We start from the raw sequence: 22,148 nt of genomic DNA, 5'->3' as shown, positions 1-22,148 counted from the left end.
CGTGTTAGCGTGCGGCTCCGGTCAATACGGCCGGGTTCCAGCGGGGGGACTTGTTGGCGGATCGTCGTACCTTCATCCGGACCGGTGGACTCTTCGCCACCGGTGTCGCGGTCACGGGCGTCGCGGCCGAACCGGTGCTGGCGTCCGTACCGGATCAGGGTCTTCCGATGCTCGGCTGGCACGCCGCCCTGGCGAACCGGCGCTACACGCCCGCGGTGGTCGCGGTGATCGGCTCGTCCAGCTCCGAGGGCGTCGGATCGACGATGTACGGGCGAGGCTACGTCCCGCTGCTCGCCGACAACCTGCGCGCCGCCTTCCCGGTCGCCGGAGCGGCCGCCGGTGACAACTACACGGCCGCGTGGGGCCGGCCGGCCGGGTCGTGGCCGGTCCTGCTCTCCGGCGGGGCCCGGACGGCCACCCTCGGCTGGGGGCTCAAGTCCGCCGACCTGAGAGCGGCCGGGCAGACCGCGACGTTCACGTTCACCGGCACCAGCGTCCGGGTGTGGCACTCGGCCTTCCCCGGTGGGGGCGCGTTCGCCGTCACCGTCGACGGCGTCACCCTGTCCACCGTCGACACCGGCGGCCCGGCCGTGGACCACGACGCCGCCTGGATCTCACCGCGGCTCGAACCCGGCCGGCACACCATCGTGGTGACCTGCGTGAAACCGGAGGTGCGCCTGCACGGGTTCGCCGTCTTCCACGGTGACGAGGACCGGGGAGTGCACGTCTACAGCGGCGGCCACGGGGGGCTGACCAGCGGTGACTTCGCCGACGGCGCGGCAGGCTGGGCACCGCGGCTGCGGACCGTCCAGCCGCATCTGGTCATCCTCCAGTTGGGTGTCAACGACTGGCGTACCCGGGTGCCCGCCGCCACCGTCAAACGCAACCTCAAGTCGATCATCGCGACGGTGCGGGCGCACTCCGGCACCGGGCCGTCGTTCGTCGTCTACGGCTCCCCGCGCGTCTCCGGCGGCCGGTCGCTGCAGGACTTCGCCCAGGTGACCCGGGCCTGGCAGGACGTCGCGGCGGAGGACACCGGCGGCCCGGGCGGCGGCAGTGCCGTCGCCTTCTTCGACCTGGCCGCCCGCCAGCCGGCGCCGTCCGCCGACAACAGCCTCGGCCTGTACTGCGACGACCTGGTCCACATGACCGACCGGGGCGCCGCCTTCACGGCCGACGCCCTGGCCTCCTTCCTGTCCCCATAGCTGCTGCCGCGCGGCCCGATCTCAGCGGTCGGCGAAGGTGGGACGATCGTCCGGCACGGAGTCCGCCGCCGGCAGCTTCGGGGGCTCTGCGGGGATGGCCGCGATGCCGGCCAGGATGAGCACGCCGCCGGCCATCTGGACCGGGGTGAGCCGCTCCCCGACGACGATCCAGGCGAGGATCGAGGCGAAGACCACCTCGAGGAGCCCGACGAACGAGGCCAGCCGGGAGCCGAGGCGGCTGGAGCCGAAGATCCCCGAGGCGTACGCGACGGCGGTGCCGAAGACGGCGACCACCATGAGCGGCACCCACCACGGGACCGGCGAGCCGAGCAGCGGCACGTCGCCGGTGGTGGCCGTCATCGGGACGATGCCGATCAGGCCGGCCAGCGCCAGGGTGAGCCCGCCGAGCAGGAGGCCGGCACCGGCGAGCGCGACCGGCGGCAGGCCGTCGGCGGGGCGGGCGGCGACCACGAAGTAGACGGCGCAGCCGACCGCCGCGGCGAACGCCAGGGCGACGCCGAGCGGGTCGACGGCCTCCAGCGCGCCGGGGCCGATGACCAGGACGAGACCGCCGATCGCGAGGACCGAGCCGAGCAGGACGGCGGGGCGGGGCGGGCGGCGGGTGGTCAGCGCCACCCAGACGACCAGCAGCAGCGGTGCCTGATACTCGATGAGTAGCGCCGCGGAGACCGGGATGCGGTGGATGGCCGCGAAGTAGGTGAGTTGTGTGAACGCGACGGCGATGACGCCCATGCCGGCGACCCGCCAGCGACCCCGCCACAGTGCGTCCCACCGGCCGCGCAGGGAGAACAGCACGAACGGCAGCAGCAGCAGGCTCGCCGTCAGCGCCCGGGCGGTGACCGCGGCGGCCGGTGACCAGCCGGCCTCCAGCAGCGGTTTGATGAACGCGCCGGACGTGCCGAAGGTGGCGGCCGACGTGACGGCGGCGGCCAGCCCGGCCGTTTGCGGCGGCAGCTTCACGACGATCCCCTTGTCATGGGCTAAGTTTCTTACGCCACTGACGCTAAGCCGCCCCGGATAAGGAGTCAAATTGCTTTTTGCCCCTGACGCCGAGGAAGCGCTCGACTTCGTGGTCGCGCTCGCGAACACCGCCCCTGGGGCGTCCCGGACCGGCGACGACGAACTCGCCACCATCGATCAGCTGCGTGAACTGCTCGGCCGCTACGTCTACTCCGGCCGCGTCGACCACGATCAGGCCGAGCTGGACGCGGTCCGGTCCACTCGGGACCTGCTCCGCTCGGTGTGGACGCTCGACCGCGACGACGCGGTCGACGCCGTGAACCGGATGCTGCGCGAGGCCCGGGCGCTGCCCTACCTGACCCGGCACGACGGCTCGGACTGGCACATCCACGCCACCGAGCCGGGCGCGCCACTGGCCGAACGGATCCGCGTCGAGGCGGCTCTCGCGCTGATCGACGTGATCCGGATGAACGAGACCGGCCGTCTGCGGGTGTGCGCGGCCACCGACTGCACCGGCCTGTTCCTCGACCTGTCCCGCAACGGTTCCAAGCGGTTCTGCTCGGTGCGCTGTGGGAACCGGGTCAACATGATCGCCTTCCGGGCGCGTAGAGCCGGCCGCTGACCCGGCGGGCGCGGCACTCGGCGACCCGCGAAGGTCCGCCCCACCATCGAGATCTGCCGTTCCCCCACGGATCTTCGGCGAACACCTAGAGTGGCGGCTTGACTTCCTCCCCGCACTAAGGACGGGGATTCCCTTCGGCCTTGCGGCCGAACCGGTTTACGCCGGGCGCCTCGCGGTGTGGGGTTCCTGCTTCACGGCCGACCGCAGAAGGGAGGACCCTTGCTGTCTGATATCAGCTCCACATGCTTCGCCGGGGTTGTGCCCGGCTACGGCTCGTCCAGCCGCAAGGATGTTCGTGGCCGCGTTGACGTCCCAATCGTGCCGGATGCGGCAGGCCGGGCACGTCCAGTGGCGTGTCCCGAGGTCCAGCTTGGCCAGCAGGTGCCCACAGTGCGAGCAGGTCTTCGAGCTGGGATACCAGCGGTCGATGACGACCAGGGTGCGGCCGGTGCGGGCCGCCTTGTATTGCAGCATCTCGCGGAACTCGGCCCAGCCCGCGTCGGAGATCGACTTGTTCAGCCCGGCTTTCGCGGCGGCCCCGTTGGGGGCGTATGTGCCGTTGCGGCGCGGGACGGGTTTCGGCCGATGGGTCAGGTTCGCGACGGCGAGGTCTTCGAACACGATGGTGTCGGCCTGCCTGATCAGTGTGGTGCTGGTCTTGTGCAGGAAGTCGTGGCGGGCGTTACGCACGGCACCGAGGACACCTCGGACAGGAACGCCAGCTCTGCGGTCTTCTTCCAGGCGGTCAGCGCTGCGTCGGTCTGCTGGTACGAGGTCTTCTCGCCGTGCTGGGAGAACGCCGCGCGCCGGTCGGCGAGGGTCTTGTTTCAGACCAGGCGCACACACCCGAAGGTGCGATTGAACACCGCAGCCTGTTCGGGGGTCGGGTAGGCCCGACATTTGTACGCCGTACGCATGTTCGACAGCTTACCGAGAGGATGTCATGAGTCAAGTGTGCGCGGGCTTGTTTCCGGACTGCGTCCTCAGACCGTCCCGGCTGCGCCGGGCCGCTCCTGACGGAGCCGCCATTCCTCCCCGCCCTGAAGGACGGGGCATCCTGGCGGACCTCCGGTGAACCGGGGGTGGACCGGCCGTGGGCCTTGGATGATCGCGGCCACGTCGGCCGACGCCGACTGGCGGATCGCGCTGGCCGCGCTGGCGGCGGCATCCGAGGCGCCGGTGGCGGCCGTGGTGCTCGGCGCCACCCTGCCCGATGACGACCCGGCCCGGCGGTTCCTGGCCGGGGTGCTCGAGGTGACCGGCGCCGCCGAAATGGCCCTGGACCGGGTGCGTGACCTGGCCGAGTCGATGAGCCGGTCGTACCGGATGGTGTTGATCTCTTCGGATGCCGGACTGCTCCTGCCGGTCGGTGAGGGCGGCTGGACGCTCGTGGATCTGGCCGTGGCGATGGGCGCGCCCGCCGTGGTGGTGACCGGGCCGGGGCCCGACGCGGCCCACCACACCAGCCTCGTGATCGACGCCCTGCACGGGCGGAATCTGTCCGCGGCGGTGGTGACCATCGGTGACGTCGACGAGAGCGCGCTGCCGTTGCCGCCGGTCGGCCGGATCCCCGCGGCCGCGCCGGAGAGCGCCGCGCCGGAAGACGACGCGCCGGAAGGCGACGCGCCGGAAGACGACGGTGAGCCGGCGGACCGCTTCGCCGGGGCGGCCGAGTGGTTCGAGCCGATCCCGCGGGAGGGATCGCATCCCGCCACCCCGCCCGTCGACCCGGAGCCCGGGGCCGGCCCGAAGCCGGTCGACGGCAGACGGTTCGTCCTCGGGCTGCTCGGCGTCTTCGCCGTCATGGTGCTGCTGGCGTGCGGCCTGGGCTGGTGCGGCAGCCAGCCGGCCACCTACTCGGTGGACATCGAGCAAACGAACCGGATCGAGCCCACCCTGCGGCCGTACACCGGACAGCCGCGTCAGGCGATTCCCTCCGCGTACTCCCCGCGGCCGCGCCGGTCGTCCACCGACGCCTGCCCGGAGAACATGGGCCGGGTCGGCCCCGCCCGGCCGGGCGCGGCGACCACCGGGCGGGTGAACAGGGCCTGGAAGCGCATCGAGAACTGGCTCGCGAGGAAGGCGCCGGCCAGCGCCCGCGGGCTGCGGCCACCGGCCGACCGGGAGAAGCTCGACGAGTCGCAGCGCCGGATGTCGGTGGCGTTCCCGGCCGACCTGGCCGCGTCGCTGCTCCGCCACGACGGCGCCGACCGTTTCGACCTGCCGCCGTTCTTCCGGCCGATGAGCCTCGACGAGATCCTCTCCGATTGGCGCGGCACCTGCACGGTGCTGGCCGGCGACGGCGCCTCCTGGGCGCCGGGGTCGTGGTGGCACCCGCGTTTCGTGCCGTTCGCGGCGGCCGGGGACGGCGGCTGCCTGCTGGTCGACCAGCGGCCCGGTGGCCACGGCCGGGTCGGCGAGTTCTACTCGGAGAGCGGCACCGGCTTCGACGAATGGCCCGCCTCGGTCGCCGAGCTGCTGGAGAGGACCGCCACCTCGCTGGAGACCGGCCGCCCGTATGCCGGCCGCTATCGTCCCACCGTGGACGCCGCCGGCCTGCTGGAGTGGAAGACCGTCTGACACCGACGGACAGTGGGATTTTGCACTCTCAGTGCACTTGTCGGGTTCGGCCTGGGACTTTAGCGTCGAGCCATGTCTGAATCGTGGACCTTCGCGGTCGGTCGCGACGACCTTTCCCGCACCGTCGTCGCCGAGTCGGCGACACCGGAGATCACCGACGGCGAGGCGCTGCTGCGCGTCGACCGGGTCGGGCTCACCGCCAACAACATCACCTACGCGGTGCTCGGCGAGGCGATGCGGTACTGGGAGTTCTTCCCCGCCGAGCATCACGGGCTCGGCGCCGAGTGGGGGCTTCCGCCACTGTGGGGGTTCGCCGAGGTGACCCGCTCCACGGTGCCCGGCGTCGAGCCGGGCCTGCGGGTGTACGGCTACCTGCCACCCGCCGGGCACCTCGTGGTCCGGCCGGAACGCGTCGACGCCGGCGGATTCCGGGACGGATCGGAACACCGGGCCGCCCTGCCGTCGCCGTACAACGGGTACCGGGCCACCACCGGCGACGCCGCCTACCGGACCGACCAGGAAGATCTGCTGATCCTGTTCCGGCCGCTGTTCTTCACCTCGTTCATGCTGGCCGACCAGGTCGCCGACAACGGCTTCTACGGCGCCGGCCAGCTGGTGCTGTCGTCGGCGTCGAGCAAGACCGCGTACGCCGCCGCCTTCGAACTGCACGGCCGCGGCCCCCGCCTGATCGGTCTCACCTCACCGGCCAACGTGGAGTTCACCCGGGCGCTCGGCTGCTACGACGACGTCGTCACCTACGACGAGGCCGAGCGGCTGGACGCCGTGCCGACCGTCTATCTCGACCTGTCCGGCAGCCCGGCCACCCGGTCGGCGCTGCACCGCCACCTCGGCGACCACCTGGTCCGGGACATCGCGGTCGGGCTCACCACACGCACCCCCAACGCCGACGCCGCGGGCGAGGTCTTCTTCGCCCCGAACCAGATCCGCAAACGCCGCCACGACTGGGGCCGCGACGGCCTCGACGAGCGGTTCGCCGACGCCTGGCAGCGGTTCGCCGCCGTCGTCGGCAAATGGCTCGACGTGCATGCCGGCGCCGGGCCGGAGGACCTGCGGCGGGCCTGGCTGGAGGTGCTGGCCGGCCGCACCCCGCCGCGGGTCGGCCACGTCATCCAGCTTTGACAGCTCAGGCCGGGGAGATCTGGGCGGCCACGATCCGCCAGCCGAGATCTTCCCGGTACGCCCACGTGCGCGCGTAGCGCAGCCGGGCCGCGAACGGGGCGCCACCGACCGTGCCCCGCGACCATCCGTTCCGCCGCGACCCGCACAGCGGCCGTTCTCAACGGAGATTCAGCCCGCCGTCGAGCAGGATCACCTCGCCCGTCAGGTAGGTGTTGCCGATCAGCGCCGCGATCAGATCCGCCACGTCGGCGGGCCGGGCCGCGCGGCCCATCGGGCTCGACGATCTCCACAGCTCCTGCGCGGCCGTCCAGGAGGCGGTGAGCGGTGTGTCCACCAGGCCGGGCGCGACCGCGTTGACCCGCACCCGCGGCCCGAGCGCGGCGGCCAGCAGCTTCGTCACGTGGTTGAGGGCGGCCTTGCTGGCGGCGTACGCGATCGAACTGCCCTTCGGCCGCACCCCCGCATGGCTCGTCACGTTGACGACGCAGCCGTTCGCGGTCCGCAGATGGGGCAGCGCCGCCGTGCACAGCACCCACGGGGCGATCACGTTGACGTCCATCAGCTTGCGCCAGTCCGCGGGGCTGAGCCCGGCCAGATCGTCGTGCGGCACCGGCCACGAGATGCCCGCGTTGTTGACCAGCACGTCAAGGCGCCCGTGCCGTGCGACGACCGCCGGCACGAGCCCCGCTGCCGCGTCGTCGTCGCCCAGATCGGCCTGGTGATACGACCCGCCCAGTTCGCCGGCGAGCGCCAGCCCGGCGTCCCGGCTGGACCGCGAGTGCACCGCCACCGCGAAACCGTCCGCCGCGAGCCGCCGCGCGGTCGCCTCCCCGATCCCCGAGACCGACCCCGTAACAAGTGCCACCTTGCGCATCGCCCCAGCCTAGAGATCACGCTCCGCGGAGCCGGGCTTTCGGGGCGGGTCGCGGGCATCCGGCCGGTCGATGCCTGGCGACTGGCTGTGATCGTGGCGGGGCCCTAAGCTGACCGCCGTGTCGGCTGACGTCGTGTTGCAGGCTGGGCTTCGGCTGAGCGATCGGTACCGTCTGCACCGCCGGCTCGGCGCCGGCGGGATGGGCGAGGTGTGGCTCGCCGTCGACGAGGTGCTGCAGCGTACGGTCGCGGTCAAGGCGATGCTGCCCGGCATGGACGCCGACCCGGATTTCGCGCGCCGCTTCGTGGCCGAGGCGACCGCGATGGCCCGGATCAACCATCCGGCGGTCGCATCCATTCACGACTTCGGCCGCAGCATGGGTGTCGCCTTCCTGGTGATGGAGTTCGTCGACGGCGAGTCACTGGCCCAACGACTGTCCCGCGGCCGCCTCGCCCCGGACGAGACGATGCGCCTGATCGCGCACGTCGCCGACGGGCTCCAGGCCGTCCACGACCAGGGCCTGGTGCATCGCGACATCAAACCCGCCAACCTTCTGGTACGCCGTGACGGCACCGTGGTCATCACCGACTTCGGGATCGCGCGCCACGAGGACGCCGGCCGGCTGACGGTGTCCGGGGCGATCCTGGGCACCCCCACCTACCTGTCGCCGGAGCAGGTCCGCGGCGAGCCGGCCGGCCCGCTCAGCGACGTCTACTCGCTCGGTCTGGTCGCCTACGAGTGCCTGTCGGGGGAGAAGCCGTTCGTCGGCGACAACCCGTACGCGGTGGCCCTCCAACGACTCCAGTCCGCCCCGCGCACCATGAAGGTGGCCCTGCCGCCGCCGGTGGCCTCGGTGGTCGAACATGCCCTCGCCGTCGACCCGAGGGCCCGCTGGCAGTCGGCGGCCGACCTGGCCCACGCGGCCCGCGCCACGACGACCGGCCCTGTCTCCGCCGCGCCGCCCGTTCCCGCTGCCGCGTCGCCCGTTCCCGCTGCCGCGTCGCCCGTGCCTGGAGCCGCGTCGCCCGTGCCTGGAGCCGCGTCGCCGGCACCCGGCTTTGCGTCGCCGGCACCCGGCTTTGCGTCGCCGGCATCCGGCGCCGGGCTGCCCGTTCCCGGCGTCGCGTCGCCCGTGTCTGGCGCCTCGTCGAGGCGGCCGCTGATGTCAGGGCTGGTAGGTCTCGCCGCGCTGCTGCTGGTCGTCGCCGGCCTGGTCGCCTGGGGCAGCCGCACTGACGACGACGAACTGCTCGAGGCGAAGCCCGGTGAGAGCACTGTCGAGGAGGCGACCCAGGAGTGGCTGCCGGTGCAGTTCACCACCTGCGGTAGCGCTTACTGTCCGGTCGAGCCGATGTGCTGGGGCGGGCTGACCTTCAGCTCCGGCGTGCCCGAATCACCCAGGCGACTGGACTGCGCCGAGGAGCACGTCTGGGAGACGTTCGCCGCGCTCGACGCCCCGGCGGGTGGCGTCGTCATCGACGACGACGAGCCGCTGATGGAGGAGTCGCGCGTCGCCTCGGTCTGCGACAAGGATTTCATGGCGGCCCGCAGCCATCATCCGGACAAGACCCGCGAGTGGCTGCGCGACGCCTGGCCTATCAAGGTCGGCGGGGACACCCTGCTGCACTGCATCGCCCGTCCGGTCGGCGGCGCGGCGACCGGCGACTTCTTCAAGAGCGCCTAGACAGCGCAGATACACGAGCCGTAGCTTCCTGCGGGGTTGGTGCGGCGGCGGTATCGGCGGAGCGTAGAGGAACTTCACGCCGGCAGGGCCCGTCTGCACGGGCCGTCGGCCCGGTGTCCGAGTCGGCCCGCTCTGCTCGGGCGGCGGGGCCGGGACGCTTCGCCTGGGCGGCGGGGCGTAGGCGATCTCCTCGCTGGGACGTGCCGCCGCCGGGAGGGTCCGCTTGTACTGGCCGTCGGCCCGGTGTCCGAGCCGGCCCGCTCTGCTCGGGCGGCGGGGCCGGGACGATCTGCCCGGGCAAGAAGCCGCACGTCCCGAGCCCCAGGACGGCTCCCGCGACCAGACACTCGAACAGGAGGTGTACACCGGCTGTGGGTGTGGCCACACCCACAGCCGGTGTACACGCGAAAAGGTGTTTCCCCGCCGCCAGGGGCCGAATGGGTCGGCGGGTATCCCGGCGATGCCGACGTGCTGTTCATCTGCGGGCCACAGGTCTCCTCAAGAGCACTCAGGGTGCCTGAATCCGGCGGCGGCTCGCGCCCGATCCGGCCCGTGCTCGCCGGGCATCGGGACTGCTGCGATGATCGGCTCGCTTGACGGGGCGGGTGGACCGGACCGACTATAAAGCGAACGACCGTTCTTTTAAGGAGGCGGCGATGACGGCAGTTGCGGCCCCCGCGTCCGTGGGGCGCCGGATCGGTGCCGCGGTGCTCGTGGTGGTGCTCGCCGTCGAGCTGGTGGTGGCCTGGCCGTCGCTGACCGCGGCGCTCGGGGCGCTGGAGTCGCCGCATCTCGGCTGGGTGGCGCTCGCGCTGCTCGTCGAGCTCGCGGCCATGGCCAGTTACGCGCGGATGCAGCGGCGGCTGTTGCGGTCGGCCGGGGTGAACGCCCCGCTGCACCGGCATGTGGCGCTCGCCTACGCCGCCCACTCGCTCAGCGTCACGCTGCCGGGCGGGCCGGCCTTCTCGACCCGGCTCAACTATCAGCAGATGCGGCGGTTCGGGGCCAGCCCGGCGGTCGCCTCGTGGTGCATCGCGCTGTCCGGTCTCCTCTCGGCGGGGGCGCTCGCGGTGCTCACCGCCGCGAGCGTGCTGGCCGCCGACGGGACGCCGGAGTGGGGTTCGCTGGCCTTCCTCGCCGCCACCGCGGTGCTGCTGACGCTCGGGGCGCGGAAGGCCGCCCGGGAGCCGGAGATCGCCGCCCGGCTGCTGGCCCGGGCGAACCGGCTGCTGCGCCGCCCGCCCGATCGCGGCCTGGACCGGATCGTGGGGTTCGCCGGTCAGTTGCGCGCGGCCCGACTCACACCCGGTCACGGGGCGGCGGCCGCCACGTTCGCCGTGCTCAACTGGCTGCTCGACGCGGCGGCGCTGTGGCTCTGCGTCCACGCCGTCAGCGAGGGAGCGCCGATCAGCGTGGCTCACCTGGTGTTGACGTTCTGCGCCGGTTACGCGGCCGCCACCATCACGATCGTCCCCGGTGGGCTGGGCGTCATCGACAGCGCGCTCGTCCTCGGCCTGGCGGCCGGCGGAGTCGCCACCAGCACGGCGATCGCCGCCGTGGTGCTCTACCGGCTGATCAGTTTCGGGTTCATCATCGGCGCCGGCTGGATCGCCTGGTTCATCATCCGTGGCCGTTCCGCTACAACTGCGACGTGATGCAGCGGATCGAGGTGACGGCGGACGAGATCTCGGTGACCACCACCGAGGAGGCGTTCGTGTCGGTCTTCGGCAAAGTGATGCGGCCGGCGTCGACGTACGTCTCCACGGTGCCGTGGGACGAGGTCTACCGGGTCTCGTTCGCGGTCAGCCGCTACTATCCGGACGACTGCCGGCACGTCACCCTCACCGTCGACCTCATCTACGGCGAGTACGTGGAGGTCGCCTCGGACGCGGAGGGCTTCCCCGAGGCGATGCGCGAGTTCTGCCGTCTGTCCGGAAAACCGGTCCCCGACCTCGACACGCCGGGCCCCTGCGACGTGGAGATCTGGCCGTGACCAGGCGCACCGGCCCGCGGGCGGACTGCCCAGATATCGGCTGGTCGCGGGCGCTGACTCAAGCGCTCCGAGAGAGCGCCCACGACCAGCCGAACAAGATCGACTACAACGCATCGTCACCTGGGAACGGGCACACCCCGGCGGCCGGGTGGTGGTCCGGCGCTGCGGAGGTGTTGCGTTGACCTGGTGTATCAGCGTGGGGGCCGGGGTGGTCGGGGTTTTGGTGACGTCGGGCTGATCCGGCGTATCGGCCGGCGGCCGTGTGGTGGTCCGGCGCTGCGGCGGTGTTGCGTTGACCTGGTGTATCAGCGTGGGGGCCGGGGTGGTCGGGGTTTGGTGACGTCGGGCTGATCCGGCGTATCGGCCCGGCGGCCGTGTGGTGGTCCGGTGTTTGGTGACGCCGCGCTGAACCGGCACGTCAGCCCGGCGGCCGCGTTGCGGCCCGGTGTCGCGGAGACGCCGCGCTGAACCGGCGGAACTGTCCCGAAGGTGCGGGACTTCGGCGCGCGTACGATATCGGGCTTTTCAGCGGCCGGTGAGCAGGAGCAGGAGTTCGGTGATCGGGGCGCGGGTCTCCTCGCCCTGACCGGCCGACCAGTCGGCGTCGGTCGCGACGAGCCGGCGACCGCGCAACCGGCGGCGGGCGTGGAAGGGCCAGCCCATCGTCCAGGCGCGGTCGGCGGCGGCGACCGCGACATCGGCCGGGATCGGTAGTGTGCGGCCGAGCGGGATGGCGATGTCCTGGCAGTGCACGGCCAGGTCGAGCACGACGTTGCGGTAGCCGGTGACGACCGGCAGGCGCCGGGACGACGCGTGTTCGAGCAGTTCGGCGACCAGTTGCCCGGGAGTGCGGCGGTCCGCGTGCCGGACCGCCATGTCGTGGTTGACCCGGTCGAAGCTGCCGCGGGCGCGCACCGCCTCGCCGAGCAGGGTGATCAGGCTGGGCGCTTGCGGGGCGAGCGCCACGTGCGCCGCCACGTCCCGGACCCGCCAGCCGGCGCAGAGCGACGGCTTTTCCCACTCCGCCTCGCTGAGCCGGGCGAGCAGTTCGGCCAGGTCGAGCCGCATGCCGGTGATCGCCTGCCAACTGTCGTCGGAGTCCATGGCCGCTCCCTGATATCGTCAGTCTCTCTGACTAATGTCGTCAGAGAGACTGACTGAAGTCAAGAGGGGTACGCGTGGAGCTGAACACCGGCCTGCTGCTGTTCATCCCGTACCGGGCCATGGAGGCGCGGGTCTTCGCCGGGCTGGCCGCAGCGGGTTACGACGACTTCACCCCGGCCCAGGCGCGGGTCTTCCAGCGCATCGCCCCCGGCGGCAGTCGCCTCACCGACCTCGCCGAGCAGGCACAGATCACCAAGCAATCCGCCGGATTCCTGGTCGACCAGCTGGAACGGGCCGGGTATGTGGAACGCGCCCCCGACCCCACCGACGCCCGTGCCCGGCTCGTCAAGATCGCCTCCCGGGGCGCCGCTGCCATCCCGGTGGCCGCCGCCGTCGTCGCCGAGGTGGAAGCCGAATGGGCCGCTCACCTGGGCCCCGAGCGGATGGAACAGCTCCGGGAGGCACTCACCGCGCTGCGCGAGATAACCGATCCCTACCAGCGGTAGTCGCTCTCCACCCGGGCGCGGCGGTGCGCCAGCGCGTTCCGGATGCCGCGTGCATCACGCGGGCTATGGCGTGCCCATCCGTCGCGGCCATCAACTGGACCTCGCCTCGCTTCCACGCGATCCACGCGGCAGGGCTCAGCGGGCCTTGGTTGCCGGATCAGTGGATGCGTTGCCGGGATGCGCGTGGTTCGCGCGGCGGGGCTCAGCGGGCCTCGGCTGCCGGCACCGGTGGGTTGGTGGCCGGGGCGGGAGCGGCCCGGGTCCGCAGGTCGAGGGCCGCGCAGACCGCCGAGGCGGCCATCAGGGTGAGGCAGATGCTCAGGGCGGCAGTGAAGTTTTGACTGCCCACCATGATCCCGGTGACGGCGGCCATCGACAGGGTCGCCGAGATCCGCTGGGACACCTGGAGGAACGCGCCCGCCAGCCCGGCCGCGCCGGCCGGCGCGTGCGCCAGGGTGAGCGCCTGGTTCGGCGAGATGACCAGCCCGCCGGTGACACCCGCGACGGACTGGGTGCAGATCAGCGCGAGGCTCAACCACGGTGACGCGACGGTGTGCAGCACGACGATGGTCGCCGCGATCGCCGTCACCGACCCGGCCAGGGCGCCGACCACGCCCGCACGGCCGAACCGGGCCACCAACCGCCAGCTCTGCGACGACGCCGCCGCGAAACCGATCGCTCCCGGGATCAGCGGCAGCGCCGCCCGCAGCGCCGACCAGCCGAGGCTTTCCTGGAGGTAGAGGACCAGCACCAGGTTCGCCGACAGCGACGCCCCGAACTGGAACATCGCCGTCAACGTGCCCAGGGCGAAACCGCGCGACCGCACCAGCTCCGGCATCAGCACCGGAGTCCGGCCGGAACGCGCATATCGCCTCTCCCACCAGGACAGGGCCGCGAGCGCCGCCACCGCGATCACCGGCCACGCCGCCACCGGCAGTCCTTGGCCGCCGGACAGCACGAACGGCAGCAGCAGGCACAGCGTCACCGTGCCGAGCAGCGCCAGCCCCGGCAGGTCGAGTGTGGTCCGCCGGGCCCGGTCCGGTCGCCCGCCCGGCAGGCACTTGATCGCCAACGGCACGGTGAGCAACCCGAACGGCACACCCATCAGCAGCACGACCCGCCACCCGAGGTCGTCGCCGAACGCCCCGAGCGCCAACCCTCCGGTGAGTGGCCCGAGCACCGCCGCGATCCCGCCCACGGTCGAGTAGGCGCCCAGCGCCCACGCACGGTCCCGTCCGGTGAAGAGATCCTGGATGAGCCCGTACACCTGCGGGTTGATGATGCCCGCGCCGGCGCCCTGGGCGAGCCGCGCGACGGCGACGATCCAGGCCTCGCTCGCGGTCGCGGCGACCACTCCCGCGACGGCGAACAACGCCATCCCACCGACGAAGAACCACTTCCGCCCATGGGCGTCGCCGAGCCGCCCGGCCGGCACCATGGCCAGCCCGAAGGCCAGCGAATACCCCGCGATGATCCATTGCAGGGTGGCCGGCCCGGCTCCGGTCGACTCCCGCAGCGCCGGGATCGCGGCGTTGAGACTCGCCTGATCCAGCAGGGTGGTGAAGGCGGCGGCAAGACAGACGACGAGGGCGAGAACGTTCCGGCGGGGCACGCACGGACTCTAACCAGTACGGCACGGAGCACGGTACCGGCCGTTACCGTCAACCGGTCGTGCGAGTCATGATCTCCAGGGCGTGGCCGTCCGGGTCGTCGAAGTAGCAGCCACGCCCGCCCGCCCAGTCGTTGAGCCGGCCCGGGCCCTGGTGCATCGGGTAGGCCCAGAACGGCTGCCCGGCCGCCACGATCCGGCCGTGGATCTCGTCGAACTCGGCGTCGGAGACCAGGAACGCGTAATGCTGCGCGGTGATGGGTGCGGGCGTTTCGACGAACTCCAGCAGCACCTCGTTGGACAGCCGCACGGCCAGGAAGTAGCCCGACTCGTCGACCCCGTCGAGCCCGAGCACGTCGGCGAAGTAGCGAGCCGACCGCCGGACGTCGCTGGAGTGGACGAACGTGTGGTTGAGTCGAACGCTCATGCCGTCCCCTCCGCTTCGCTCCGGCGCCGCCATGAGTTCAACCCTGAGCCGACCGATTCGCTCGCAAGCTCGCCCATACCCCGACTCTGGCACCGCCCGGCTCCCCGGAGAAGCGGACCACCCACCCTAGGACCACCGGTCCGGGTCACGCGAACAGGCCGCTGCCCCAGAAGTCGCCGGCGCCCGTGACACCCGGCGGGCAGGCGAACAGTCCGCTCGACACGTGCCGGATGTACTCGTTCAGCTCGTCCTGGGCGGCCAGGCTCCGCTGCACCGGGATGAACGCCTTGGCCGGATCCCGCTGGTAGGCGATGAAGAACAGTCCCGCGTTGAGCCGTCCCAGCCCGTCCGACCCGTCGACGAAGTTGTAACCGCGCCGCAGCATCCGGGCCCCGTTGTTGGTGTCCGGGTGCGCCAACCGCACGTGCGCGACCCGCGGCATGATCGGCTCGCCGTCGTCGCCCACCGAGGTGAGGTCCGGCTCGTCGAACTCGTCCGCCAGGCCGATCGGCGCCCCGTTGCCCTTGTGCCGCCCGACGATGGCCTCCTGCTCGGCCAGCGGTGACCGGTCCCACGTCTCGATCAGCATCCGGATCTTGCGGGTGACCAGGTAGGACCCGCCGTTCATCCAGTCCGGCCCGTCACCGGGCTGCACCCAGAGGTGCTCGCGCAGCAGGTCCTCCTGTTCGGCCTTGAGGTTGCGGGTGCCGTCCTTGAACCCGAACAGGTTGCGTGGTGTGGCCTGCCCGGTGGAGGTGGACGAGGTGCGCCCGAACCCGAGCTGCGACCACCGCACGCTGACCACGCCCATGCCGATGCGGGCCAGGTTGCGGATCGCGTGCACCGCCACCTGCGGGTCGTTGGCGCAGGCCTGGATGGCGATGTCGCCGTCGGACAGGCCTGCGTCGAGGGTGTCACCGGTGAAGCGGGGGAGCGCGGTGAGGGCGGACGGCTGCCGCGCCGCCAGCCCGAAGCGGTCCCGCCCGTCCGCGGTCCGGAACAGTGTCGGCCCGAATCCGATGGTGAGCGTCAGCGCGGACGGCGGCAGCCCGATGGCCTCGCCGGTGTCGTCCGGTGGCGCCTCGGGGATGCCGGCGACCGCACCCACCTCCCCGGCGTCCTGCCCGGCGGTCATCCGGGTGGCCGCCGCGGTCCAGTCCTTGAGCAGCTTGATCAGCCGCTCCCGGTCCTTGGTGACGACGTCGAACGCGACGAAGTGCAGCCGGTCCTGGGCCGGGGTGACGATTCCGGCCTGCTGGGGCCCGTGGAACGGCACCGCGTCGGAGAACGGCGCGGCGGCTTCACCGGCCGTCATCAGGGCCGCCCCGGCGCCGACGGCTCCGACGGCGCCGGCAGCGCCCAGGCCGCCGATGACCAGCGCCCGGCGGGAGACCGGGCTCATGACTTCTCGGCGACCACGGCCGCCACCCGGCTGATCGGCTCGGCGAGCGCGTTGATGGCGTCGGTCAGCTCTTTGAGGTCGGCCTGCGACAGTTCGTTGTGCAGCTTCCACCCGTCCCCGGAGCGGTGCTTGCCGAGCGTCGCGTCCACGTTGGCGAACTCCGCGTCCAGCGTCTTCACCAGCTCGGCGTCACGCTCCTCGAGGACCGGCCGCAGCGACGCGATCGCCGCCTTCGATCCGTCGATGTTGGCGTTGAAGTCCCACAGGTCGGTGTGCGAGTAGCGGTCCTCCTCGCCGGTGATCTTGCCGGAGGCGACCTCGTCGAGCAGGGCCTTGGCGCCGTTGGCGAGCTGCAGCGGGGACAGCTTCTCGGCGTTGGCCTTCTGCACGATCTCCTTGACGTCGGCGAGCAGCTGGTCGGCGACCGGGCCGGACTTGGCGGCGCTGTTGTCGATCCAGAGGTCCTTCTCGATGCGGTGGAAGCCGCCGAAGGTCATGCCCTCCTCGGTGACCTCCTCGCGGCCGTCGATCCGCGGGTCGAGATCGCCGAAGATCTCGGCGACCGGCTCGATCCGCTCCCAGTAGGTGCGGGCGATCGGGAACAGCTGCTTGGCCTTGGCGATGTCGCCGTCCTTGACCGCCTTCACGAACTCGGCGGTCTTCACCTCCAGCGCGGCGGTCTGCGACTTCACGTACCGCGAGTAGCTGTCGGTGGCGGCGAGCAGCGCGGCGTCGTCGGTGAGCGGCGCCGCCGAGCCGGAGACGGTGAGCTGCCCGCGGATGCCCTTGCCGATCATGCCGGGTTTGCAGGCCGTCTCGTAGCTGCCGGCGGGCAGTTCGACGTGCAGGTCACGGGCGAGGCCGGGGGCGATGTTCTCGACCTCGCCCATCACCCGGTCGCCCGGCGCGTACACGTAGAACTCGGTGACCTTCTGCCCGCCGTTGGTGATGGTGAAGACGCTGGTGCCGGCGTCGACCTGGGTGCGGGCGACCTCGCAGGTGGTGTCGGTGGCCTTGACCGCGATGGGCCCGCCCGCGGCGGCGGTGCTGTCGTCGCCGGAGGAGCCGCATCCGGCGAGGACGACGGCCGTCGCGAGGACGAGCGAGGCGGGGAGGGGGTGGCGCACGGTTTCTCCTAGGACTGGGGCGCGGGAAGGGGAGCCGGCTTGCGCCCGGCGGGGCGGAGGAAGAGCAGGAGCACGGGTACGGCGTACGCGATCCAGGCGACGGCTTCCAGGACACTGGCCCTGGGCGTCACGTTGAACATGCCGGTGAGCAGGGCCGTGTACCAGGCGGACGGGTCGAGGCCGGTGCTGATGTCGTACGCCAGGGTGTTGAGCCCCGGGAGGACACCGGCCTCCTGCAGGTCGTGGACGCCGTACTTGAGGATGCCGGCGGCGACCAGGATGAGCAGCACCCCGGTGACGGTGAAGAAGACGGTCAGGTTGATCCGGACGGCGGTCGCGTACATCAGCCAGCCGATGACGACGGCGGTGAGGATGCCGCCGGTGAGCGCGTAGAGCGGCCGGCCGTCGAGGTCGGCGCCCTGCACCGCGGAGTAGAAGATCAGCGACGTCTCCAGGCCTTCGCGGACGACGGCGAGGAAGGCCATCACGGCGACCGCGACCGATCCGAGGGCGAGCGCGTCGGCGAGTCTGCCGCGCAGTTCACCGCTGATGGACTGGGCGGCCCGGCGCATCCAGAAGATCATCCAGGTGACGAAGCAGACCGCCAGGATCGAGGTGATCGCCTCGAACAGCTCCCGCTGGTCGTAGTCGCGCAGCAGGGTGGTGGAGGTGTAGTTGAGCAGCGCCCCGAACCCGATGGACAGGGCCACGGCGGCGGCGACGCCGGTCCACACCTGAGGGAGCCGGTCGGTGCGGCCGGACTTGACCAGGAACGCCACGAGGATGCTGACCACCAGGGTGGCCTCGAGCCCTTCGCGCAGGCCGATCAGATAGGTGGCGAGCATGGCCCCTCTTCGCTAAGGCTTGCCTTACCTTGGTTCTACAGACTGTAGATTAGGTTTGCCTCGCCTCACTGTCCAGGGTCACCCCCCATCACGTGCGACACTCCGGTTCCACACGGCATAGGGGGTCGCGATGTTCGATCACTTCCTCTGGGAGGTCCTGATCTGCCCGGTGCTGGTCGTCTTCACGATCCGCTACCTGGCCGACCGGCTGCGGCCCGAAGCCGCGGCGTTCCTGCTGGTCACCTCGCTGACGGCGGCTGCGGTCGGCTGCCTGGTCACCCTGGGCGCGTTCACCCTCAAGGCCGTCGCGGAGCTTCCGCTCACCGCGTCCCCGCTCGGCATCTCCGACGCGTACGTCCGGGCCGACACCGCGGGCGAACCGTGGGTGTCCTGGCTCGCCGTGGCGATGCTCCTGACCGCACAGATCGGCCTCGCCCGGGTCTGGCGCACCCACCGCCGGGACACCGCCTACGCCCGCCGATACACCGGCCTGCCCACCGTGGACGGTCAGGTCGTGATCCTCGACGACGACCGTGCCGAGGCGTTCGCGGTGCCCGGCGGCGACGGCCGGATCATCGTCACCACCGGCATGCGAGCCGCCCTCGACGACACCCAGTACTCCGCCCTGCTCGCCCACGAACGCGCCCACCTGCGCTCCCGGCACCACCGCCTGGTCCTGCTCGCCCACCTGTCGGCGGCCGTGCACCCGGCGTTCCGCCTGCTCACCCGGCACATCGACCACCTGGTGGAACGCGCCGCCGACGAACGCGCCGCCGCCGAACTGGGCGACCGGCGCGGAGTGGCCCGGGCCATCGCCACCGCCGCCCTGGTCAGCGACAGCACCCACCGCGTCGGCAGCCTGCGGATGGCGCCGTCCAGTCCCGACCTGAGCCGTGCGGGCGCCGTACCCCGACGGGTCGCCTCGCTGATCACCCCGCGCCGCAACCGCCCGCTCCTGGCGCTGGTGATCCCGGCGGCGGTAGCCGCCTTCTCCCTGGCCTGGACCGCCGAATGCGTCTGGGACCTGGGCGAGCTACTGATCGCCGCCCAGATCTAACAGCTGCCGCAGCAGATCCTCGTCGCCCGGCCGCAGCCCCGCCACGAACCGGCGCAGCACGGTCGCCCGGTCCGGTCCGGTCTCCAGGGCCGCGCTCATCCGCTGCGCCGCCACCGACGACTCGTCGGTCAGCGGCGCGTACCGAAACGACCGCCCGTCGCGGTAGCGGGCCGCCTTCCCCTTCTCGTGCATCCGGGTCAGGATCGTCACCACCGTGCTGTACGACAACGGCGCGCCCAACCGCTCCTGCACCTCCCGCGGTGTCAACGGCTCACTGGCGGCGACCAGGACACGCAGGATCGCGGACTCGAGGGCGCCGGCGGGACGGCGTGCTTCGGGCGGCACGCCCGCAGCTTACGGCGGCCGCCATTGACGGGCGTCGTCCAGGCTGGCGAGACTGCTGCTCATGGCGACCGTCCGCGCAGCCGGGATCCGGGGTTTCGCCGGGGTCGTCCGCGGCCTCGGCGCCGACCCGGCCCCGCTGGTGCGCGCCGCCGGCCTGGACACCGCGGTCCTCGACCACGACGACGTGCCGATCGCCGACTGGCGGCTGGCCGCCCTGCTGCAACACTCGGCCGAGCGGCTGGACTGCCCCGACCTGGGGCTGCGGCTGGCGGCCCGGCACGGCCTCGAAACGCTCGGGCCGCTCGCCGACCTGCTGGCCAACTGCCGCACCGGCGCCGACGCCCTGGCCGCCACCGGACGCTACCTGGCCGTGCACAGCGACGCCCTGCACGTCGACCGGATCCCCGACCCGGACGGCCGGCCCGGCGTCACCGCGCTGCGCTACCGGCAGACCCGCGCCGGGGAACGGCCGGTGCAGGCCACCGACGCCGGGATCGGCTTCCTGCACCGGGCGCTGTGCCGGCTGTTCGGCGGCGACTACGGGCTGATCGACGTGCGCCTCGGCTACCGGCCGGCCGCCGGGCCCGGCGCCTACCGGCGGTTCTTCGGCGTCCCGGTACGGTTCGGCGCCCCCGAGTCGCTGCTGCGGGTGCCGGAGAGCCTGCTCGGCCGGCCGGTCTCCGGCGCCCGCGACGAGTTGCGCGACCGGGCCGAGTCCTACCTGCGGATCATCCTGCCCGGGGCGGACGACATGATCGGCCGGATCCGCACGGTGGTGGGGGAGTCACTGGGCTTCGGGCCCGTACCCATCGAGGTCCTGGCGAACCGCCTGGCGCTGCATCCCCGCACGCTGCAGCGACGCCTCGCCCAGCGGGGGACCACGTACGCCGCGATCGTCGACGACGTGCGGCGCGACCGGGCCCGCCTCTACCTGACCGGCACCCGCCTGCCGTTCCACCACGTGTCGGCGCGGCTCGGTTTCGCCGAGCAGGCCACCTTCAGCCGGGCCTGCCACCGCTGGTGGGGCGTTCCGCCCCGGCGGGTCCGCGCACCCGGGCGGCCGATTGTCGGGCTGAGTCAAGTTTCCGGCCGATGACGAAGGCACTATCACGCCATGACCGACTCGCACGTTGACGTGCTCATCATCGGGGCCGGGATCTCCGGGATCGACGTGGCCTACCGGATCAGCGAGCGGTGCCCGGAACTCAGCTACACCATCGCCGAGGGCCGTGACCGGCTCGGCGGCACGTGGGATCTGTTCCGCTATCCGGGCGTGCGATCCGACTCCGACGTGTACACGCTGTCGTTCCCGTTCCGGCCGTGGACCGGGGAGAAGTCGATCGTCGACGGCGGGGACCTGCTCGCCTACATCGAGGAGACCGCGCGGGCCACCGGGGTCGGCCGGCACATCGAGTACCGCACCCGGATCCTGGCGGCCGACTGGGACAGCGCCGCCGCCCGCTGGCGGGTGCGGGCCGAACGCGACGGCGAGCAGTTCGACTACGTGGCCCGGTTCGTGGCGTTCTGCACCGGCTACTACGACTACGAGGACCCGTACGATCCCGGCTTCACCGGCGACTTCGCGGGCCGGATCGTGCACCCGCAGTTCTGGCCGGAGCATCTCGACCACACCGGCAAACGGATCGTGGTGATCGGCTCCGGGGCCACCGCGGTCACCGTCGTCCCGGCGATGGCCCGCGATGCCGCCCACGTCACCATGCTCCAGCGCACCCCCACGTACGTGCTGGCCCAGCCCAGTGTCGACGTGATCGGCAAGGCGCTCGCCCGGGTGCTGCCGCCCGGCGCCGCGCACCGGATCACCCGTGCCAAGAACACCGTGACGCAGTGGGCGCTGTTCCAGGCGTGCCGCCGCTTCCCGGACCGGATGCGGGCGCTGCTGCGCAAGGGCGCGATCGCGCAGGTCGGCTCGGCGGACATCGTCGACAAGCACTTCCAGCCGCCGTACAACCCGTGGGAGCAGCGCCTGTGCATCGCCCCGGACGGCGACCTGTTCCGGGCCATCCGCGCCGGCGACGCGTCGGTGGTGACCGGGCGCATCGACCGGTTCGTGCCCGAGGGCGTACGCCTGGAGAACGGCGAGATCCTCGACGCCGACATCATCGTCACCGCCACCGGGCTGCGGCTGCGGCTGCTCGGCGGCATCGCGACGAGCGTCGACGGGACACCGGCCGACCTGTCGCAGGCGCACGCCTACCACGGGACCCTGCTCAGCGGCCTGCCGAATCTGGCCGTCTGCATCGGCTACATCAACCTGTCCTGGACCGTCCGCGCCGACGTGACGGCCCGGTTCCTGGCCCGGCTGCTGCGCAAGATGCTGGACACCGGCGCCGACAGCGTGGTGCCCACCCCGCCCGCCGATCTGGGGCCGACCGCGCCGTTCATGGACATGCAGTCCGGGTATCTGGCCCGTGCCGCCCACCTGATGCCCCGGGTCACCCGCCGCTACCCGTGGGCGTTCCGGCAGAACGTGCTGCTGGACACGTGGGCCACCAACCGGGCACGGCTCGACGAGGGCCTGACCTTCAGCCGGGTACGCGAGGAGGCCAACGTATGAGACGAACGTTCCTCGGAGGCTCCCGATGACAAGAGAAGGTAATGCCCTCAGCGAGCCTGCCAGCGAATCATC

At 72.1% G+C, this 22,148-nt stretch carries 22 protein-coding genes; 11 read left to right on the top strand and 11 right to left on the bottom strand.

Annotated elements, in window-relative coordinates; translation table 11 throughout:
• Nucleotides 1-53: 53 nt before the first annotated feature.
• Nucleotides 54-1,205, top strand: coding sequence for a GDSL-type esterase/lipase family protein (locus tag AB0I88_RS04480; RefSeq protein WP_361018185.1), 1,152 nt, complete (start codon nt 54-56; stop codon nt 1,203-1,205).
• A gap of 21 nt (nt 1,206-1,226) precedes the next feature.
• Here the strand turns inward: AB0I88_RS04480 and AB0I88_RS04475 are convergent, their stop codons facing one another.
• Nucleotides 1,227-2,186, bottom strand: a complete 960-nt coding sequence (locus AB0I88_RS04475; protein WP_361018181.1) for a DMT family transporter — start codon at nt 2,184-2,186, stop codon at nt 1,227-1,229.
• A 70-nt stretch (nt 2,187-2,256) separates the two neighbouring features.
• Between AB0I88_RS04475 and AB0I88_RS04470 the strand changes: the two genes are divergently transcribed.
• Entirely contained in the window at nt 2,257-2,808 is a 552-nt protein-coding gene (locus AB0I88_RS04470; protein ID WP_361018179.1) for a CGNR zinc finger domain-containing protein, read from the top strand.
• A 156-nt stretch (nt 2,809-2,964) separates the two neighbouring features.
• On the opposite strand, the gene AB0I88_RS04465 is transcribed toward AB0I88_RS04470, so the two are convergent.
• Nucleotides 2,965-3,654, bottom strand: coding sequence for a transposase (locus AB0I88_RS04465; protein ID WP_361018177.1), 690 nt, complete (start codon nt 3,652-3,654; stop codon nt 2,965-2,967).
• Nucleotides 3,636-3,725: a helix-turn-helix domain-containing protein gene (locus AB0I88_RS04460; protein ID WP_361018175.1), complete on the bottom strand. Its 90-nt coding sequence runs from the start codon at nt 3,723-3,725 to the stop codon at nt 3,636-3,638. The genes AB0I88_RS04465 and AB0I88_RS04460 overlap by 19 nt, the downstream gene beginning before the upstream one ends.
• Nucleotides 3,726-3,912: 187 nt before the next feature.
• On the opposite strand from AB0I88_RS04460, the gene AB0I88_RS04455 reads away from it, so the two are divergent.
• Together AB0I88_RS04455 and AB0I88_RS04450 are read left to right on the top strand one after the other, a co-directional pair.
• Nucleotides 3,913-5,388 (top strand): SMI1/KNR4 family protein, encoded by a 1,476-nt coding sequence (locus AB0I88_RS04455; protein ID WP_361018174.1) that lies wholly within the window; start codon nt 3,913-3,915, stop codon nt 5,386-5,388.
• A gap of 72 nt (nt 5,389-5,460) precedes the next feature.
• The gene (locus AB0I88_RS04450; RefSeq protein ID WP_361018172.1) at nt 5,461-6,528 is read left to right on the top strand and encodes a DUF2855 family protein; all 1,068 of its coding nucleotides are present in this window, start codon (nt 5,461-5,463) and stop codon (nt 6,526-6,528) included.
• A 157-nt stretch (nt 6,529-6,685) separates the two neighbouring features.
• Here the strand turns inward: AB0I88_RS04450 and AB0I88_RS04445 are convergent, their stop codons facing one another.
• A complete protein-coding gene (locus tag AB0I88_RS04445; protein ID WP_361018170.1) occupies nt 6,686-7,402 on the bottom strand; it encodes an SDR family oxidoreductase in 717 nt (238 codons plus the stop codon).
• Nucleotides 7,403-7,520: 118 nt separating this feature from the next.
• Between AB0I88_RS04445 and AB0I88_RS04440 the strand changes: the two genes are divergently transcribed.
• The 3 genes from AB0I88_RS04440 to AB0I88_RS04430 all read left to right on the top strand — a co-directional run bounded on the left by AB0I88_RS04440 (nt 7,521) and on the right by AB0I88_RS04430 (nt 11,079).
• Nucleotides 7,521-9,086, top strand: coding sequence for a protein kinase (locus AB0I88_RS04440; protein ID WP_361018168.1), 1,566 nt, complete (start codon nt 7,521-7,523; stop codon nt 9,084-9,086).
• A gap of 656 nt (nt 9,087-9,742) precedes the next feature.
• Entirely contained in the window at nt 9,743-10,741 is a 999-nt protein-coding gene (locus AB0I88_RS04435; protein WP_361018166.1) for a YbhN family protein, read from the top strand.
• Nucleotides 10,738-11,079, top strand: a complete 342-nt coding sequence (locus AB0I88_RS04430) for a hypothetical protein (RefSeq protein ID WP_361018164.1) — start codon at nt 10,738-10,740, stop codon at nt 11,077-11,079. The genes AB0I88_RS04435 and AB0I88_RS04430 overlap by 4 nt, the downstream gene beginning before the upstream one ends.
• Before the next feature lie 525 nt (nt 11,080-11,604).
• Here the strand turns inward: AB0I88_RS04430 and AB0I88_RS04425 are convergent.
• Nucleotides 11,605-12,183, bottom strand: coding sequence for a maleylpyruvate isomerase family mycothiol-dependent enzyme (locus tag AB0I88_RS04425; protein WP_361018162.1), 579 nt, complete (start codon nt 12,181-12,183; stop codon nt 11,605-11,607).
• A gap of 74 nt (nt 12,184-12,257) precedes the next feature.
• Between AB0I88_RS04425 and AB0I88_RS04420 the strand changes: the two genes are divergently transcribed.
• The gene (locus tag AB0I88_RS04420) at nt 12,258-12,689 is read left to right on the top strand and encodes a MarR family transcriptional regulator (protein ID WP_361018161.1); all 432 of its coding nucleotides are present in this window, start codon (nt 12,258-12,260) and stop codon (nt 12,687-12,689) included.
• A 202-nt stretch (nt 12,690-12,891) separates the two neighbouring features.
• On the opposite strand, the gene AB0I88_RS04415 is transcribed toward AB0I88_RS04420, so the two are convergent.
• The 5 genes from AB0I88_RS04415 to efeU form a co-directional block, all read right to left on the bottom strand.
• A complete protein-coding gene (locus AB0I88_RS04415; RefSeq protein ID WP_361018159.1) occupies nt 12,892-14,301 on the bottom strand; it encodes an MFS transporter in 1,410 nt (469 codons plus the stop codon).
• A 49-nt stretch (nt 14,302-14,350) separates the two neighbouring features.
• The gene (locus tag AB0I88_RS04410; RefSeq protein ID WP_361018157.1) at nt 14,351-14,725 is read right to left on the bottom strand and encodes a VOC family protein; all 375 of its coding nucleotides are present in this window, start codon (nt 14,723-14,725) and stop codon (nt 14,351-14,353) included.
• A gap of 145 nt (nt 14,726-14,870) precedes the next feature.
• Complete coding sequence (gene efeB, locus AB0I88_RS04405) at nt 14,871-16,127, bottom strand: iron uptake transporter deferrochelatase/peroxidase subunit (protein WP_361018155.1); 1,257 nt, start codon at nt 16,125-16,127, stop codon at nt 14,871-14,873.
• Nucleotides 16,124-17,254 carry an iron uptake system protein EfeO gene (gene efeO, locus AB0I88_RS04400; RefSeq protein WP_361018154.1) on the bottom strand — a complete coding sequence of 377 codons (1,131 nt, stop codon included), beginning with the start codon at nt 17,252-17,254 and terminating at the stop codon, nt 16,124-16,126. Before efeO ends, efeB begins: the two co-directional genes overlap by 4 nt.
• Before the next feature lie 8 nt (nt 17,255-17,262).
• Nucleotides 17,263-18,099, bottom strand: a complete 837-nt coding sequence (gene efeU / locus AB0I88_RS04395) for an iron uptake transporter permease EfeU (RefSeq protein ID WP_361018152.1) — start codon at nt 18,097-18,099, stop codon at nt 17,263-17,265.
• 130 nt (nt 18,100-18,229) lie between these two features.
• Here efeU and AB0I88_RS04390 point away from each other — a divergent pair, with 130 nt between their 5' ends.
• The gene (locus AB0I88_RS04390; protein ID WP_361018150.1) at nt 18,230-19,156 is read left to right on the top strand and encodes a M48 family metalloprotease; all 927 of its coding nucleotides are present in this window, start codon (nt 18,230-18,232) and stop codon (nt 19,154-19,156) included.
• On the opposite strand, the gene AB0I88_RS04385 is transcribed toward AB0I88_RS04390, so the two are convergent.
• Nucleotides 19,133-19,501: a BlaI/MecI/CopY family transcriptional regulator gene (locus AB0I88_RS04385; protein WP_361018148.1), complete on the bottom strand. Its 369-nt coding sequence runs from the start codon at nt 19,499-19,501 to the stop codon at nt 19,133-19,135. The genes AB0I88_RS04390 and AB0I88_RS04385 overlap by 24 nt on opposite strands.
• Nucleotides 19,502-19,562: 61 nt before the next feature.
• Here AB0I88_RS04385 and AB0I88_RS04380 point away from each other — a divergent pair, with 61 nt between their 5' ends.
• A complete protein-coding gene (locus AB0I88_RS04380; protein ID WP_361018147.1) occupies nt 19,563-20,597 on the top strand; it encodes an AraC family transcriptional regulator in 1,035 nt (344 codons plus the stop codon).
• 18 nt (nt 20,598-20,615) lie between these two features.
• On the top strand, nt 20,616-22,076 hold the full coding sequence (locus AB0I88_RS04375) for an NAD(P)/FAD-dependent oxidoreductase (RefSeq protein ID WP_361018145.1): 1,461 nt from the start codon (nt 20,616-20,618) through the stop codon (nt 22,074-22,076).
• Nucleotides 22,077-22,148: the final 72 nt, after the last annotated feature.

The sequence above is a fragment of the Actinoplanes sp. NPDC049802 genome, assembly GCF_040656595.1.
GTDB lineage: Bacteria > Actinomycetota > Actinomycetes > Mycobacteriales > Micromonosporaceae > Actinoplanes.
Note: the sequence above shows the minus strand (reverse complement) of the source record. Positions and strands in the feature narration are given on the sequence as shown.